14 protein-coding genes are annotated in these 15,198 nt (G+C 56.1%); 9 read left to right on the top strand and 5 right to left on the bottom strand.

Features of this window, described 5'->3' with window-relative positions:
* The first annotated feature begins 31 nt into the window (after window positions 1–31).
* The 5 genes from HHJ16_RS03930 (at window position 32) to HHJ16_RS03910 (ending at window position 6,272) form a co-directional block, all read left to right on the top strand.
* Window positions 32–1,564 (top strand): acyl-CoA carboxylase subunit beta, encoded by a 1,533-nt coding sequence (locus tag HHJ16_RS03930; protein ID WP_293640837.1) that lies wholly within the window; start codon window positions 32–34, stop codon window positions 1,562–1,564.
* 21 nt (window positions 1,565–1,585) lie between these two features.
* Window positions 1,586–3,634: an acetyl/propionyl/methylcrotonyl-CoA carboxylase subunit alpha gene (locus HHJ16_RS03925; protein WP_293640835.1), complete on the top strand. Its 2,049-nt coding sequence runs from the start codon at window positions 1,586–1,588 to the stop codon at window positions 3,632–3,634.
* An 86-nt stretch (window positions 3,635–3,720) separates the two neighbouring features.
* Window positions 3,721–4,002, top strand: coding sequence for a cupin (locus HHJ16_RS03920; protein ID WP_293640834.1), 282 nt, complete (start codon window positions 3,721–3,723; stop codon window positions 4,000–4,002).
* Complete coding sequence (locus HHJ16_RS03915; RefSeq protein WP_293640833.1) at window positions 3,999–4,475, top strand: VOC family protein; 477 nt, start codon at window positions 3,999–4,001, stop codon at window positions 4,473–4,475. Before HHJ16_RS03920 ends, HHJ16_RS03915 begins: the two co-directional genes overlap by 4 nt.
* Before the next feature lie 276 nt (window positions 4,476–4,751).
* Window positions 4,752–6,272 (top strand): methyl-accepting chemotaxis protein, encoded by a 1,521-nt coding sequence (locus HHJ16_RS03910; RefSeq protein ID WP_293640831.1) that lies wholly within the window; start codon window positions 4,752–4,754, stop codon window positions 6,270–6,272.
* A 30-nt stretch (window positions 6,273–6,302) separates the two neighbouring features.
* Here HHJ16_RS03910 and rsxB read toward each other — a convergent pair whose 3' ends face one another.
* Both rsxB and phaZ read right to left on the bottom strand, forming a co-directional pair.
* Window positions 6,303–6,974 carry an electron transport complex subunit RsxB gene (gene rsxB, locus HHJ16_RS03905; RefSeq protein WP_293640830.1) on the bottom strand — a complete coding sequence of 224 codons (672 nt, stop codon included), beginning with the start codon at window positions 6,972–6,974 and terminating at the stop codon, window positions 6,303–6,305.
* Window positions 6,975–7,027: 53 nt separating this feature from the next.
* Window positions 7,028–8,581 carry a polyhydroxyalkanoate depolymerase gene (phaZ, locus tag HHJ16_RS03900; RefSeq protein WP_293640829.1) on the bottom strand — a complete coding sequence of 518 codons (1,554 nt, stop codon included), beginning with the start codon at window positions 8,579–8,581 and terminating at the stop codon, window positions 7,028–7,030.
* Between the two features lie 276 nt (window positions 8,582–8,857).
* Between phaZ and ygiD the strand changes: the two genes are divergently transcribed.
* On the top strand, window positions 8,858–9,712 hold the full coding sequence (ygiD, locus tag HHJ16_RS03895) for a 4,5-DOPA dioxygenase extradiol (protein ID WP_293640827.1): 855 nt from the start codon (window positions 8,858–8,860) through the stop codon (window positions 9,710–9,712).
* Between the two features lie 205 nt (window positions 9,713–9,917).
* On the opposite strand, the gene HHJ16_RS03890 is transcribed toward ygiD, so the two are convergent.
* The 3 genes from HHJ16_RS03890 to HHJ16_RS03880 all read right to left on the bottom strand — a co-directional run bounded on the left by HHJ16_RS03890 (window position 9,918) and on the right by HHJ16_RS03880 (window position 12,412).
* Window positions 9,918–10,292: a glutaredoxin domain-containing protein gene (locus HHJ16_RS03890; RefSeq protein ID WP_293640825.1), complete on the bottom strand. Its 375-nt coding sequence runs from the start codon at window positions 10,290–10,292 to the stop codon at window positions 9,918–9,920.
* A gap of 558 nt (window positions 10,293–10,850) precedes the next feature.
* Window positions 10,851–11,291 carry a response regulator gene (locus HHJ16_RS03885; RefSeq protein ID WP_293640823.1) on the bottom strand — a complete coding sequence of 147 codons (441 nt, stop codon included), beginning with the start codon at window positions 11,289–11,291 and terminating at the stop codon, window positions 10,851–10,853.
* A gap of 146 nt (window positions 11,292–11,437) precedes the next feature.
* Window positions 11,438–12,412: an NADPH:quinone oxidoreductase family protein gene (locus HHJ16_RS03880; RefSeq protein WP_293640821.1), complete on the bottom strand. Its 975-nt coding sequence runs from the start codon at window positions 12,410–12,412 to the stop codon at window positions 11,438–11,440.
* A gap of 158 nt (window positions 12,413–12,570) precedes the next feature.
* Here HHJ16_RS03880 and surE point away from each other — a divergent pair, with 158 nt between their 5' ends.
* The 3 genes from surE to HHJ16_RS03865 all read left to right on the top strand — a co-directional run.
* Complete coding sequence (gene surE, locus HHJ16_RS03875; RefSeq protein ID WP_293640819.1) at window positions 12,571–13,356, top strand: 5'/3'-nucleotidase SurE; 786 nt, start codon at window positions 12,571–12,573, stop codon at window positions 13,354–13,356.
* A gap of 10 nt (window positions 13,357–13,366) precedes the next feature.
* Window positions 13,367–14,233, top strand: a complete 867-nt coding sequence (locus tag HHJ16_RS03870; RefSeq protein ID WP_366557460.1) for a protein-L-isoaspartate(D-aspartate) O-methyltransferase — start codon at window positions 13,367–13,369, stop codon at window positions 14,231–14,233.
* 54 nt (window positions 14,234–14,287) lie between these two features.
* On the top strand, window positions 14,288–15,198 hold a 911-nt coding region (locus tag HHJ16_RS03865; RefSeq protein WP_293640818.1), incomplete at its 3' end, for a peptidoglycan DD-metalloendopeptidase family protein.

Genomic DNA, 15,198 nt, shown 5'->3' with positions numbered 1-15,198 from the left:
CAAAGTTTATAAGGCCTTTAGAAAGTAAATCATGCAAGCAATCCTTGAACAGCTAGAAAAGAAGCGCGCTGCCGCTCGATTAGGCGGTGGACAAAAGCGCATCGACGCGCAGCACGGTAAGGGCAAACTTACAGCGCGCGAACGCTTGGAACTGCTGCTCGACGAAGGCACGTTTGAAGAATGGGACATGTTTGTTGAACACCGCTGCACCGACTTCGGCATGGAGAACCACAAGATTCCGGGCGATGGTGTGGTGACGGGCTACGGCATGATCAATGGCCGTCTGGTGTTTGTGTTCAGCCAGGACTTCACCGTGTTTGGCGGCGCCCTGTCCGAAGCGCACGCTGAGAAGATCTGCAAGGTGATGGACCAGGCCATGAAGGTCGGGGCGCCGGTGATCGGCCTCAACGACTCGGGCGGCGCACGGATTCAGGAAGGTGTGGCGTCGCTGGGCGGCTATGCGGACGTGTTCCAGCGCAATGTGATGGCCAGCGGTGTTATTCCGCAAATCAGCATGATCATGGGGCCGAGTGCGGGCGGGGCGGTTTATTCGCCCGCCATGACCGACTTTATTTTCATGGTCAAGGACAGTTCCTACATGTTCGTTACCGGCCCGGAAGTGGTGAAGACCGTGACGCACGAGGAAGTCACTGCCGAGGAATTGGGCGGCGCCATCACCCACACCACGCGCAGCGGCGTTGCCGACCTGGCCTTCGAGAATGATGTGGAGGCCCTGCTGATGCTGCGCAGGCTGTACAACTACCTGCCTCTTAACAACCGGGAAAAGGCGCCGGTACGCCCCAGCCTCGACCCGGCCGGCCGTATGGATGTCAGCCTGGATACGCTGGTGCCCGAGAGCCCGAACAAGCCCTATGACATGAAGGAACTGATTGTCAAAACGGTGGACGATGGTGATTTCTTTGAGATCCAGCCCGAGTACGCGAAGAACATCCTGATCGGATTCGCCCGCATGGAAGGGCAGTCGGTGGGCATCGTGGCCAACCAGCCGCTGGTGTTAGCAGGTTGCCTCGACATTAAAAGCTCCGTCAAGGCAGCGCGCTTTGTGCGTTTTTGCGATGCGTTCAATATTCCCGTGATCACATTTGTCGATGTACCCGGTTTCATGCCCGGTACGTCTCAAGAGTACGGCGGCATCATCAAGCACGGGGCCAAGCTGCTCTACGCTTATGCGGAATGCACCGTGCCCAAGATCACCGTCATCACCCGCAAGGCTTATGGCGGCGCGTACGATGTGATGAGTTCCAAGCACCTGCGGGGTGATGTCAACTTCGCATGGCCCAACGCCGAGATCGCAGTGATGGGTGCTAAAGGCGCGGTAGAAATCATCTTCCGCGAAGACAAGGGGGATCCGGTGAAGCTGGCTGCACGTGAGGCTGAATACAAAGAACGCTTTGCCAACCCGTTCGTGGCGGGTGCGCGCGGCTTTATTGACGACATTATTTTGCCGCATGAGACCCGCAAACGTATCTGCCGCTCGCTCGTCATGCTGCGCGACAAAAAGCTGGAAAACCCTTGGCGCAAGCACGGGAATATTCCCCTGTAACCGCCCACGGAAAAAAATAATATGTTCACAAAAATTCTGATTGCAAATCGGGGCGAAATCGCATGCCGTGTCATTCTTACCGCGCGCAAGATGGGTATCAAGACCGTCGCGGTCTATTCCGATGCAGACAAAGATGCCCGCCACGTTGAATTGGCCGATGAAGCGGTCAACATTGGTCCGGCGCCCAGCCGCGACAGCTATCTGCAAGCCGAAAAAATCATTGCAGCGTGCAAGCAGACCGGCGCGCAGGCGGTGCACCCTGGATACGGCTTTTTAAGCGAGAACGCCGGCTTCGCCAAGCGGGTCGAAGAAGAGGGCATCGTATTCATCGGACCGAAGCATTACTCTATCGCCGCGATGGGCGACAAGATCGAGTCCAAGAAACTGGCTGGCGCGGCAGGTGTCAACTGTATTCCTGGCGTGAACGATGCGATTGAAACCGCTGAGAAGGCAGTAGAAATCGCCCAAAGTATTGGCTATCCGGTGATGATCAAGGCCAGCGCGGGGGGAGGGGGCAAAGGCTTGCGCGTGGCCTTTAATGACAAGGAAGCGCTGGAAGGTTTTACCAGTTGCAGAAATGAAGCCCGAAACAGTTTTGGTGACGACCGTGTCTTCATCGAAAAGTTTGTCGAGGAACCGCGGCATATCGAGATCCAGCTGCTGGGCGACAGCCACGGCAATGTGTTGTACCTGAACGAGCGTGAGTGCTCGATCCAGCGCCGCCACCAGAAGGTGATCGAAGAAGCACCGTCGCCTTTCATTAGCGAAGCCACCCGAAAAGCTATGGGCGAGCAGGCCGTTCTGCTGGCCAAAGCCGTGAATTACCAGAGTGCCGGTACCGTGGAGTTCGTGGTTGGCAAGGACCAGCGCTTTTACTTTCTGGAAATGAACACCCGCCTGCAGGTGGAGCATCCGGTGACGGAATGCATCACCGGACTCGATCTGGTCGAACTGATGATTCGCGTGGCAGCGGGCGAAAAGCTGCCAATCACCCAGGCTGATGTGAAGCGAAATGGATGGGCCATTGAATGCCGGATTAATGCCGAAGACCCGTTTCGCAGCTTTTTGCCTTCGACGGGCCGGTTAGCGCGCTTTCAACCGCCGCGGCAAACCATGTTTGCGGCAGACACCTCGCAGCTGTTCGGCGTGCGGGTGGATACCGGCGTGCAAGAGGGCGGCGAGATTCCGATGTTTTACGACTCGATGATTGCCAAACTCGTGGTTCACGGGAAGGACAGGCATGAAGCGATCGGAAAAATGCGGGAGGCCCTTAACGGCTTTGTGATCCGCGGCATTAGTAGCAACATTCCCTTTCAAGCGGCCCTGTTAGCACACCCGAAATTCGTCACGGGTGACTTTAATACCGGGTTCATTGCGGAAAACTACAGCCAAGGTTTTCGTGCCGAAGACGTACCCCACGACGATACAGACTTTCTGGTGGTGCTTGCGGCCTATGTCAATCGTCGCATGTTGGGCCGCGCGGCTGGAATCAGCGGTCAGTTGCCGGGTCACGGGGTGACGATAGGTGAAGAGTTCGTGGTCGTTGGCCTCGGCGCGGACGGCCAAAATACGCATCAAGCGGCGGTGGTGCGAGGTTTCGATACCCAATCGGGGACTGGCATCGTGGAGACGGGCGGAAATCGCTATGAAATATGTAGTTATTGGCATCTTGGCGGTATTCGCATCCGCGGCACGGTTAACGGTCAGCTTTTTGCGGCTCAAGTGGAACGCGGTGTGGGCACAAACCCGTTGGCTATCCGCATTGCGCACAACGGCAGGCGGCTCGACGCACTGGTGTTGTCGCCGCGTGCCGCGCAACTTCATGCCTTGATGCATTTCAAAGCACCTCCTGACATGAGCCGCTATGTACTGTCGCCCATGCCTGGATTATTGGTGGAAGTGGCCGTGCAGCCTGGGCAAAGGGTGCAGGCGGGTGAACGTGTGGCAGTCATCGAGGCCATGAAAATGGAAAATGTACTTTTCGCCACCGCCGATGGTGTGGTGGGCAAGGTCTTGGCGGCGAAAGGTGAGTCACTCAGCGTGGATCAACCTATCGTTGAATTTGCATAAAGACAACCTTAAAATTCGAGCTCAGCAGCCGGTTCCTTGCCAAGTATTGGCAAGATACGCAGCGGCAATGTATCAAGGAATTACCGATGACTCCGCATGAATTTGAGACTGCTTTACTGGCTGACCACTACAGCACCCTCACCACGGTGATAAGGCCCTCGGGCTATATCCTCGGCGAGCACCAACACCCGTTTGACGCGTGCGCACTGATCACCGCTGGCGACATCACGCTTACGGTAGCGGGCATCAGTCGGACCTACGGAGCGGGCGACATCTTTCGGCTGGCAGCCGCTACCGCGCACCTTGAGAGTGCGGGGCCCGCCGGCGTTACCTATTTGGTGGGTCGTAGGGAGGTTCTGACATCATGAGCCGACCTTTCAAAGTTCTTGGCGTCCAGCAAATCGCCATCGGTGGCGCCAGCAAGGACCGTTTGCGCACCTTGTGGGTAGACATGCTGGGGCTTGAAGTGACAGGAAATTTTGTAAGCGAGCGCGAGAACGTGATCGAAGACATTTGTGTTATCGGTAGCGGCGCGTTCAAGGTCGAGGTCGATCTGATGCAACCGCTGGACCTGGAAAAAAAGCCAGCCGTGCATGCGACGCCGCTCAACCACGTGGGCCTGTGGATTGACGACCTGCCCAAAGCAGTGGAATGGCTCACGGCGCAGGGCGTGCGCTTTGCGCCCGGCGGTATTCGCAAAGGTGCCGCAGGCTTTGACATCTGCTTTTTGCACCCTAAATCCAGCGATGAATTTCCTGTTTCCGGTGAAGGCGTGCTCATCGAAATGGTGCAGGCACCGCCGGAAGTGGTGCGGGCTTTCACCGCACTGGCTTCTTCCTAAAAAAACATAGTCCTCGGGAATCACCCAAGTCTTTTTTCGGGCTGTCAGCCTTAAAATCAAGGACCTCAGACCGCTTGAGAAAAGCCGCTTGATGCATGCATCCAGGCGTTCAAACAATTAACAAGGCGAATTGGCCGGTTTCCATAAAAGTGGCGAATCCATGCGGTCGCAGCCGTTCGAGCGCTTCTTCGGCGCAAGCCAGACACTTCCCATTCAAAAGTGAAGCCGTTCACGCCCCCTGTACCTCCTTATGATCACGATTCTGGAAAGTTGCGAATGATATTTGGCAAGCTATTGCACCCCGGTGTCTGGTTGATGCGCCGCATGTATTTCGCGCGTAAGTTAACCCTGCTGGCCATTCTCTCGGCCTGTCCGTTAGGCGTCCTGGTGTGGCCGCTCCTGATGGGCACCAACGCCATGGCGGGGATGACGACCGTGGCAGTAGCCGGCGTATTGGGACTGCTGCTGGTTTATTTTTTCTGGTCGTTTTACTGCAGTGTTTCTCAGGATCTGGGTCAGGTCATGCGGGCGACAGAAAAAATGATGGCGGGTGATTTGCGCCTGGGCCTGATAGACCGCAGTGAGGACGAGTTAGGTCGTCTCGCAGTGGCAATGGGTGAGCTCAGCCACACGTTGTCTGGCATGGTTGCCAATGTGCGCAGCAACGCTGCTTTTGTTGCGCATTCAGGGAAAAGTATGGCCATAGGCACCCGTGACCTGTCTGACCGAACAGAGCAGCAGGCCGCCAATCTGGAACAGACCGCAGCTAGCGTGGAGCAACTGGCATCAGCCGTTCAGAAGAATGCGAATATGGCCGGCGAGGCGAATACGCAGGCGGCCGCGGTGCGTGATATGGCCAACAACGGGGCTGCCTCGATGGCCCAAGCGATCGAGTCGGTCGACGCTATTCGGGGCAGCGCCAAGCGGATGGATGAAATTGTGGGCGTCATCGACGGACTGGCGTTTCAGACCAATATTCTTTCGCTCAATGCAGCGGTAGAAGCTGCCCGCGCAGGTGAGTCGGGTCGGGGCTTTGCCGTGGTTGCAAACGAAGTCAGATCGTTGTCGCAACGCTCGGCTGAATCTTCAAAGGAAATCAGGCTGCTTATTGGCGCGTCGTCGCAACAGGTCGCGACCAGTGTCCAGAAAATCCGTGAAGCCGGCTCCAACATGACACAGATCGTGTCCGGAATCCGGGCTGTGGCTTCCAGCATGTCCCATATATCGACCTCCAGCGCTGAGCAGAGTTCTGGTCTGACCGAGATCACGTTGGCGGTGCGCCAGCTTGACGAAATCACCCAGAGTAATGCGTTGATGGCGGGACGTGCGGTGACACACGCGGTTAATTTAGAAGGACGGGCTGGCACGCTGGTGCAGTCAGTGGCATCCTTCAAATTGCAGCAGGGCTCAGCGGAAGAGGCCGTGGAGTTGGTGAGACGCGCCGTGGCGCACCGTCAAAATAGATCGAAAAGTATCTTTTTACGGGAACTGACCGACCCGGCCAAAGGCTTTCATGACCGCGACATGTATATTTTTGCACTAGACCGTGATGGCACTTACGTTGCGTTCGGCGGCAACCAGTCCAAAGTGGGTACGCGGGTGCAGGATATTTCGGGAATCGACGGCAGTCAGTTGCTGGAGGCCATCATCAATCAAGCCAGTCACGAGCCTGGCTGGGTCGAATACGACATCACCAACCCAAGCACGGGCAAAGTCCAAGCCAAAATGTCATTTGTGCAGGAATTAGACGAGCTGTTCGTGGGCTGCGGCGTCTACAAGAATCTCGTGGTGACCTGAAGCCATAGCCTTGTAAGATCTGTGGTCTGGTCAGGCGGGGCCACGTTTCGTGCGGGCTCGCGCCATGGCCGCTTCAATAATGGCCCGTTTACGGTCCAATATCTCAGGGTCTGTGATTTTTGAATGCTTTGCCAGATCAGAAAATTTGGCTTGCGCCAAGTCCCTCAGCCTTTTATCGTTTTCGTTTTTATCAAGCTGGCGGCGGGTGCGATTGAATTCATAGCGGTCACGCGCCAGGTCGGCGTCTGCTTGTGACCAAGCCGCCCAGCCGGTGCGAGTGCCCGTGACATTTTCCAGGCTGATGCAGTCCACCGGACACACCGGTACGCACAATTCGCAGCCGGTGCAGTACGCCTCAATCACCGTGTGCATCATTTTGATGCTGCCCAGGATGGCGTCGGTTGGGCAGGCCTTGATGCATAAGGTGCAGCCGATGCACCAGGCTTCGTCGATAACGGCTATCGCACGCGGCCCTTCTGCGCCGTTGGCTGGGTTCAGCCACTGGGCGGGTCGGCCGGTGATGGCAGCAAGGCGCTCCACGCCCTCAAGGCCGCCGGGAGGGCACTGATTTGTGAAGGCGTTGTCTCCGGCGATAGCTTGCGCATATGCTGCACAGTTGGGATAACCACAGCGGGTGCATTGGGTCTGCGGCAACGCGGCGTTAAGGCGATCGAAAAGAGGGAGGTCGGCGGGGGAAGTCACTCGCTTATTGTCCACCCTTGAATGCCGCCCCCACCAACCGCACCTCTTTCAGATCATTTGCGGAGGGGAACCTTTTGCACTGCAGTCTTGCGAGCCGGTCTTGATTTTGACGGCGTAGCGGTCTTCGTAGAGGGGGTTTCCGCTGCGCCGGACGCCTTCTTGACGACGTTCAGACGGGGTTGCTCGGTTATCTTTTTGGAGGTTGTCAGCGCACGTTCTATTGGGGCTGAAACCTGATTTTTTTCAAGCGTGATGGCCACCGTCGGGTTGGAATTTAAGGGCGCCTTGTCGGCTACTTTTTCAACCGCGGACAAAGTTGGTTTCTTATGAGCTTGCCCTTGAACTTGATTGTTTTCGAGGATGAAAGCTTTGACTGCTGGATAGACCACGTTCTGCCAGCGACGCCCGCTGAAAATGCCGAAATGGCCGGCGCCTTTCACTTCCAGGTGCTTTTTCTGTTTGTCGGGGACGCCGCTACACATGCTCAGTGCCGCGTGGGTTTGACCCGAGCCTGAAATATCGTCGAGTTCGCCCTCGACCGTCATCAACGCGGTGGTCTTGATGTCGCCAGGCGTCACGCGTTCGGCCTTGCCAGTGACAGACCGCACGTCCCAGGTGCCATTCACGAGTTGAAATTCCTGGAAAACGGTTTTGATCGTCTCAAGGTAATAGTCGGCGTCCATGTCAAGCACCGCGTTGTACTCGTCGTAAAACTTACGGTGTGCCTCCGCGCTGGCATCGTCACCCTTAATCAGGCTCTTGAAATAGTCATAGTGGCTGCTGGTGTGGCGGTCGGGGTTCATCGCCACAAAACCGGAGTGCTGCAAAAAGCCCGGATAAACGCGCCGCCCGGCGCCTGGGAAATTGCTGGGCACACGATGCACCACGTTATTTTCAAACCACTCGAAGCTTTTGGTCGTGGCGAGATTGTTCACGGCCGTCGGAGACAAGCGAGCGTCGATTGGTCCGCCCATCATGATCATGGACAGTGGTGTTTTTTCCCCGCGAGAGGCCATTAAAGAAATGGCGGCAAACACCGGTACGGTAGGTTGGCACACGCTGACAACGTGGCAGTTACCGTAATTGGCCTGCAGGTGCCGGATGAATTCCTGCACGTAGTTGACGTAGTCGTCAAGGTGGAAGGTGCCTTCGGATACGGGCACGTTGCGCGCATTCTTCCAGTCAGTAATGTAGACCTTGTGGTCTTTGAGCATTGTTTTGACGGTGTCGCGCAGCAAGGTGGCGTAGTGGCCGGACAAAGGCGCAACGATTAGCACTGCTGGCTGATCCTTAATCTTCGTCAGGGTGGCAGGGTCATCAGAAAAACGCTTGAAACGACGCAATTCGCAAAAAGGCTTGTCGATTTCCACCCGCTCGTAAATGGCCACGCCGATATCGTCGACATCGACGGTCTGGATGCCAAAGGTCGGCTTTTCGTACTCTTTACCCAGGCGGTAAATCAATCCGTATCCGGCAGACACGCGTTGGGCAAATGGGGTCTGGCCGACCTGAGACAACGGGTTGCTGTAGAGCTTTGCCGCCGCCTGCGCAAAGTCGATAAATGGCTCCATCAGGGTGCGATGAGCTTCATATAATTCGTAAAGCATGAGGAAAGGCCTGGTTAGTTTTTTGAATCAAATGGAAATATGTTGCAGTGCAGCATAACAGGCTAACAGGAATTTAACGCGGTAGTTTAAGGATAATTACTAATTTCGTCAGGACTGGGGACTTTAGCGCTTGAACGCCTACAACATAAGCCTGTGCAGCGGGGGAAGGAGCCTGGCCAAACCTTGCTCACGGACGGTTTGACACCATGTGTCATGGTCGACACAAGCAGTCGCTCTCCAGCGCTTCGATGCCACAAATTCATTAGAGGAAAAAACATGTCCACGCTCATTGACGCCGCTTCTCTCGACCGACTGCCGTCCCTTAAAAAGTCAGAGAAAATGCCCGTTTTGTTTGTCGGTCACGGCAGCCCCTTGAACGCAATTGGTGACAACGAATATCGGCGCAGTTGGCAGGCGCTGGGTGGCGAATTTGGCTCGACACTTCCTCAGCCGCAACTCATCCTGTGCATTTCAGCCCATTGGCTCACAGAGGGCTGGTGGCTGACTGGCATGGATCAGCCCAAAACGATCCATGATTTTGGAGGTTTCCCGCAAGAATTGTTTGACCAGCAGTATCCTGCGCCCGGGGATTCGGCCGCAGCACAGGTCATCAGTCAGCTGGTCAGGCAGCGAAATTCACTTCCCCTGGGACTGGACCTGGGCGAGTGGGGCCTGGACCATGGAGCCTGGTCGGTGCTCAAACCCATGTTTCCCAAGGCGGAGATCCCGGTGATTCAGCTCAGCATGGACTACAGCCGCGCGCCCGAAGATCACTACGCTTTGGCGAAGCAGCTCAAGCCACTGCGCGACCGGGGGGTGTTGATTCTGGCCAGCGGCAACATTGTGCACAACCTGCGTCAGATGCAGCGTGGTGCAGCGGGTAGTCAGGCTTACGACTGGGCGCTGGAGTTTGACCAGACGATCGGCGGTTACTTGCAGCAGGGCAATCTGGACGCTTTGCAGAGTTTTCAAAAACTGGGGCAGTTGGCGAAAATGGCACACCCTACCTACGACCACTTTTTACCCCTGCTGTATGCCGCCGGCGCCGTCGATGCCCGGGAGTCGATGCGGTTTTTCAACACCAGCTTTCAAGGAGGCTCGATTTCAATGCGCTCTGCCGTCTGGGGTTGAGTCGCTGGCAAGCAACAGCGCCTCACGTTACGGTATTGACGACCTCGCTTCGGTTGCCGCAACGGCGAACCATCGTCCGCGCAAGGCGCTCAATTGGAGAACGCCTGCTGAAGCTGTAGACGCGTATTTATCATCACCCGTTCAAGGCCGTGTTGCAACGACCGGTCGAATACACCGTCCTCTGCGGGTCATGGAGTCTTCTCCACTAAGCGGCTTGCGCCAGGATTCCTTTAAACTCACCACTGTCAATCAGCGCCTTTAAATCGCTGGCGCCACCGACCAGCACGCCTCTGACGAACACCATTGGAAAAGTTGGCCAACCAGTCCACATTTTGAGTGCATTACGTTCCCGCCAGGTATTGAAATAGTTGCCATACTCCAGATACTTGTACGGCTGGTTAATCAGGTCCAGCGTCTTGCATGCTTTTTTGGGGAAAGGGTTCAAACCCATTCCCACGACCACCACATCATTGCCTCTGATCGCTGCAATCACCTCCTGCACCATCACCTGCTGATGGTCCGCGACTTTGTTGCGGATCGCCGGGTGAATGTGCGTCTCGTCAAGAATCGTGCGTGTCATAGAAAACTCCAGAAGTGCTGAGGATTGACAGTATCGCAGTGCAACTCAACAAGAAAACGATCCGAGTGTTGGCTGGAGTTGCCCTCATTGACCGTGGTCAAAACTCCGGGTAATTATCCTGGATAACTCCTGCAAGTCGCGCCCGTACTGGGTTGGCAGGCCGTGCCTAGTGGCCGGACAACTTCGATGTTCTCCAAGACAAGCAAAAACGCCCACATTCAGCACTCGGTTAGGTCCGCCGAGGCACTTTTAAATGGCAACTCTGGCAAGCTGCCTGATGTCGAAATCGGTTGAGTTCATTTCCCAACGCATGGGGTGCCGTTCAAAAGTGGGCCAGTTTGCGGTCGGCGGCAACACGTCATGCGCTCAGATCGAAAGCCGGATGGTATTCAAAGTAGTCCAGATCAGAACTTCAGCCGCTGCAACCCGATAAACCCGGAGCTGGGCGGGTGCAAAAAAGATAGTGGGGGCAAAGCTCAAGGCACTTAGAAAGACGGCCTGATCCATCGTTAACCGGGCAACCCATGACAGGACGGGTCATTGTTTTTATCAACCGCCTCAGGCTGTAAGCGGCGCAAGGTCGGAGGTTCGCCAGATCTCCTTGAGCTGCTGTAGCTTTTCTTCAAATTTGAAGTAGTCAAGCGGCTTGCTCATATAGCTGTTGAGCCCCCCTTTAAACGCAGCCACCGCTTGAGACTGTTCGCTCGCCGAAGTCAGCATGATGACGGGCGCAAAAAACGTTCGTGGATCATCCCGCATACGCTGCATGACGGCCAAGCCGCTCAGCTTTGGCAGACCCAAGTCCAGCAACACCAGATCGGGTTGATGATCAGGGTCACGATCGCTAAAAAGACCTTCACAGAATAGATAGTCGAGGGCTTCAAGGCCATCGCGGGCGATCACAATGTCGTGCGGCAAACCGTGTTGTTTCAAAATAGTCAACGTTATTTCGAGGTGATCGGGATCATCCTCCACCACCAAAATGGTTGGTTGTCTCATGGGGCTTCTCTTCAATGGCATGGCATCAATATACCAGCAGCGCCCTGTGTTGCTGTAGAGGGCGGGCGCATTGAATAGCGTGTGTACAAAAAACCCGCCTTAGCGGACTTTTTCTGTTGCTAATTTGCTTTGAACGCCCCAACCGCTCAGTTCACCATGACCAGTTTGCCTTTAACGCCACGCGAACCCATGTAAGCATAGGCCGCCTTGAGGTCCGCCATGGGCATAGTCCGGTCAATCACCGGTTTGATCTTGCCTTGGGCATACCAACCTGCGAGCTCGGCCATCATGGCTGCATTCGCCTGGGGTTCGCGCTTGGCAAAGTCTCCCCAGAACACGCCGACGATGGAGGCACCTTTGAGCAGCGTCAGATTCAGCGGCAGTGACGGGATAGACCCCGATGCAAAACCAACCACCAGATAGCGGCCTCGCCACGCGATGGACCGGAATGCCGGCTCGGCGTAGTCGCCGCCGACGGGGTCGTAAATGACGTCCGGCCCTTTGCCGCCCGTCAGAGACTTGATTTCCTCGCGAAGATTTTTGCTTCCGTAGTTGATCGTGGCGTCTGCGCCAATGGAGGTGCAAAGAGCACATTTTTCATCGGTCGAAGCGGCAGCAATGACGCGGGCCCCAGCTGCTTTTGCTATTTGAATGGCGGCTGTCCCGACGCCGCCCGCAGCACCGAGGACCAGAACGGTTTCGCCTGCAGAGAGTCGCGCGCGATCCACCAGCGCGTGCCAAGAAGTCGCGTAAATCATGATGAAGGCGGCAGCATCCACATGCGAAAACCCCTCTGGAAGAGGCATGCACATAGCGGCGGGGGCAATGGTGTGCGTTCCGAATCCCCCGGTGCCGGACAGGCAGGCGACGCTTTGTCCCACCTGCAGGTTGTTCACCCCTTCGCCGACGGCCTGAACAACGCCCGCATATTCAGATCCGGGTACAAAGGGGAGTGGTGGCTTGATTTGATATTTGTTCTGCACGATCAGCAGGTCAGGAAAATTGAGACTTGCCGCCTTGATTTCAATCAGGACTTCGCCCGCTTTAGGCCGTGGCGTCGGCAGTTCTTTCCAAGTCAGGGCTTCTACGCCGATCGGGTTTTCACAAAGCCAGGCATGCATGAGGTGTCTCCAAAAAATGGGTGCAGAGCAGAAAAAGAAAATAAAGAGCGAAAATGGAATATTGAACTAATTTAACTATGCATCATAGGCAAGACCCGATGTTTGCGGCACACAAAAACTTTAGCTTACTGTCACAGCCGTGACCCTAAAATCACTTTATGAAAATTCTTATTTGCAATGATGACGGGTATCAGGCCTCCGGCATCATTGCCCTGTACGAAGCACTCAAAACCATCGCCGATGTAGAAGTGGTGGCGCCCGAGCAAAATAACAGCGCTAAATCCAATGCGCTGACCTTGCATGCACCGATGTACGTGCAAACGGCGGCGAATGGCTTTCGTTATATCAATGGAACGCCGGCAGACTGCGTGCACATCGCACTCACGGGGCTGCTTGGTTACCGGCCAGACCTTGTCGTTTCGGGCATCAACAACGGAGCCAATATGGGCGACGACACCATTTATTCCGGCACCGTGGGAGCCGCCATGGAAGGCTATCTGTTCGGGATTCCTTCAATCGCGTTTTCGCAAACCGAAAAAGGCTGGGCTTATATTGACGTGGCGGCCCAGCGTGCGCGAGACTTGGTGCAGCAACTGATGCCTTCGCTGGAAGCGATCGCGGAGGGGGCATTGCCCACATTGGCCCCCTGGCTGCTCAATGTCAATATTCCCAATCTGCCAGATGATCAGATTGAGGGCGTTAAGGTGGCACGTTTGGGGCGCCGGCATGCCGCGGAGCGCGTGATTACACAGACCAGCCCGCGGGGAGAAACCATGTACTGGATTGGTGGAGCCGGACCTGCCAAGGAGGCTGGCGAGGGTACCGACTTTCACGCAACGAGCCATAAGTATCTATCGATCACGCCGCTGCATGTGGATTTGACGGATCACGAGCGACTACCTTACTGGACAGAAATGGCCGAAAAGCTGACGCAGGCAAACTAAAGGCGGCGCTATGAAGTCCAGTGTCAAGCCGCCTTTCGATTCCACTGTAAAAGCGCCTTCAGCAGCGGCCCGGCCAACGTTTCCGGTACGTCTCAAACCCGACGCCGGGGTACCTTCCGCTACTAAATTAACAGCGACGTTTTCCCGCTCTGCAAGCACAGCAGCGCTACACACCCTAAAGAAAATATTTCCTACGGTAATGCCGAACGGCGTGGGTCTAGACTCTCAATCAGTTCGAGCGCGCATGGTTCACAAGCTGGCTGCAAAAGGCGTGTCAGACGCACGGGTACTGGCGGCCATGGGCCTGGTGGAACGTCACCGCTTTGTGGATACGGCACTCGTCAACCAGGCCTATGAGGACACCAGCCTGCCGATCGGCTTGGGCCAGACCATCTCCAAACCCAATGTTGTGGCCCGTATGCTGGAGTTACTGCGGGGTGGCGCGGCGGAGCGTCTCGACGCGAGCGGCAGGACAGGACGCGTGCTGGAGATCGGCACCGGTTGCGGTTATCAGGCCGCCGTGCTCAGCCAGCTGGCAACCGAGGTGTACAGCATCGAGCGCTTGCGCGGCCTGCACGAAAAAGCCAGAGAGAATTTGCGGACCTTGCGGCTACCCAACGTGCACCTGCTGTTCGGTGACGGCATGGTCGGTTATGCCAAAGGTGCGCCTTACGCAGCCATTATTGCGGCCGCCGGCGGTGAGTCCATACCGCCCGCCTGGATTGAACAACTGGCCATCGGCGGGCGCCTGGTGGCCCCCCTGAAAACCACCAATGGCGCGCAGGCGCTGGTGGTGATTGATAAAACCCCACAAGGCGTCAGACAGACTCTGCTGGAAGCCGTTAACTTTGTACCTCTAAAATCAGGTACAAGTTGAAAATAAGTTAAAGAATTGGCCAAAATCCGGTCAAGATGGAAGATGAAAAAACCAATGAATCAAACCACACGGTCAAACACGGTGGAACCTCAAGTTAACCCAGGCGCAGGCCGCAGCATTGGCCTGGCTCGCGGACTCGCGCTACCGTTCGCGTTCGTTGCTGCGCTGCTGCTGGCGGCCGGTTGTGCATCACGCTCCCACACCAATGCCCCGGTGGAAGATCGCGGAACGGGACTGTCACGGCAGCCGGCTGCCACGGTCGATCCCGTCAATGTCAAGCAATTGCCAGGTTTTGAGAATGCCGGTAAACCTGGTTATTACAGTGTCAAGCCTGGCGACACCATGATTCGTATCGGCTTGGAAAACGGCCAGAATTGGCGCGACATCGTGCGCTGGAATAGCCTTGAGAATCCCAACCTTATTGAAGTCGGACAGGTGCTTCGCGTGGCGCCACCTGGTGGCGAAAACACGCAGGTCGTGACTCGGCCTGTGAGCTCGGGATCCGCCAGTACCTCGACTTCGCCAGCTACTGCCGTGTCGGCACCCGTGCAAGTCGCCGCTGCACGTCCTGCGGCGGCCCCCCCAGCCCCGATTACCGCGCCTTCGCCGGCTGCGGCCACCGGCGATGAAGACGTTGGATGGATCTGGCCCGCTCAAGGTACGCTGCTCGCGGGCTTTGATGAGGCCAAAAACAAAGGCCTCGATATTTCTGGTAAGGCAGGTGACGCCGTGATAGCTTCCGCAGATGGCCGCGTAGTGTATGCCGGTGCGGGATTGCGAGGCTACGGTAACTTGATCATTCTCAAGCACAACAACACCTTTCTTACCGCGTATGCGCACAACCAGGCGTTGTTTGTAAAGGAAGACCAGTCCGTCAAAAAAGGCCAGAAGATTGCTGAAATGGGCAACAGCGATGCTGACCGCGTGAAGTTGCATTTCGAAATCCGTCGTCAGGGTAAACCGGT

It is taken from the genome of Polaromonas sp. (genome assembly GCF_012927485.1).
In the GTDB taxonomy this organism is placed as follows: Bacteria; Pseudomonadota; Gammaproteobacteria; order Burkholderiales; family Burkholderiaceae_C; genus Polaromonas.
Note: the sequence above shows the minus strand (reverse complement) of the source record. Positions and strands in the feature narration are given on the sequence as shown.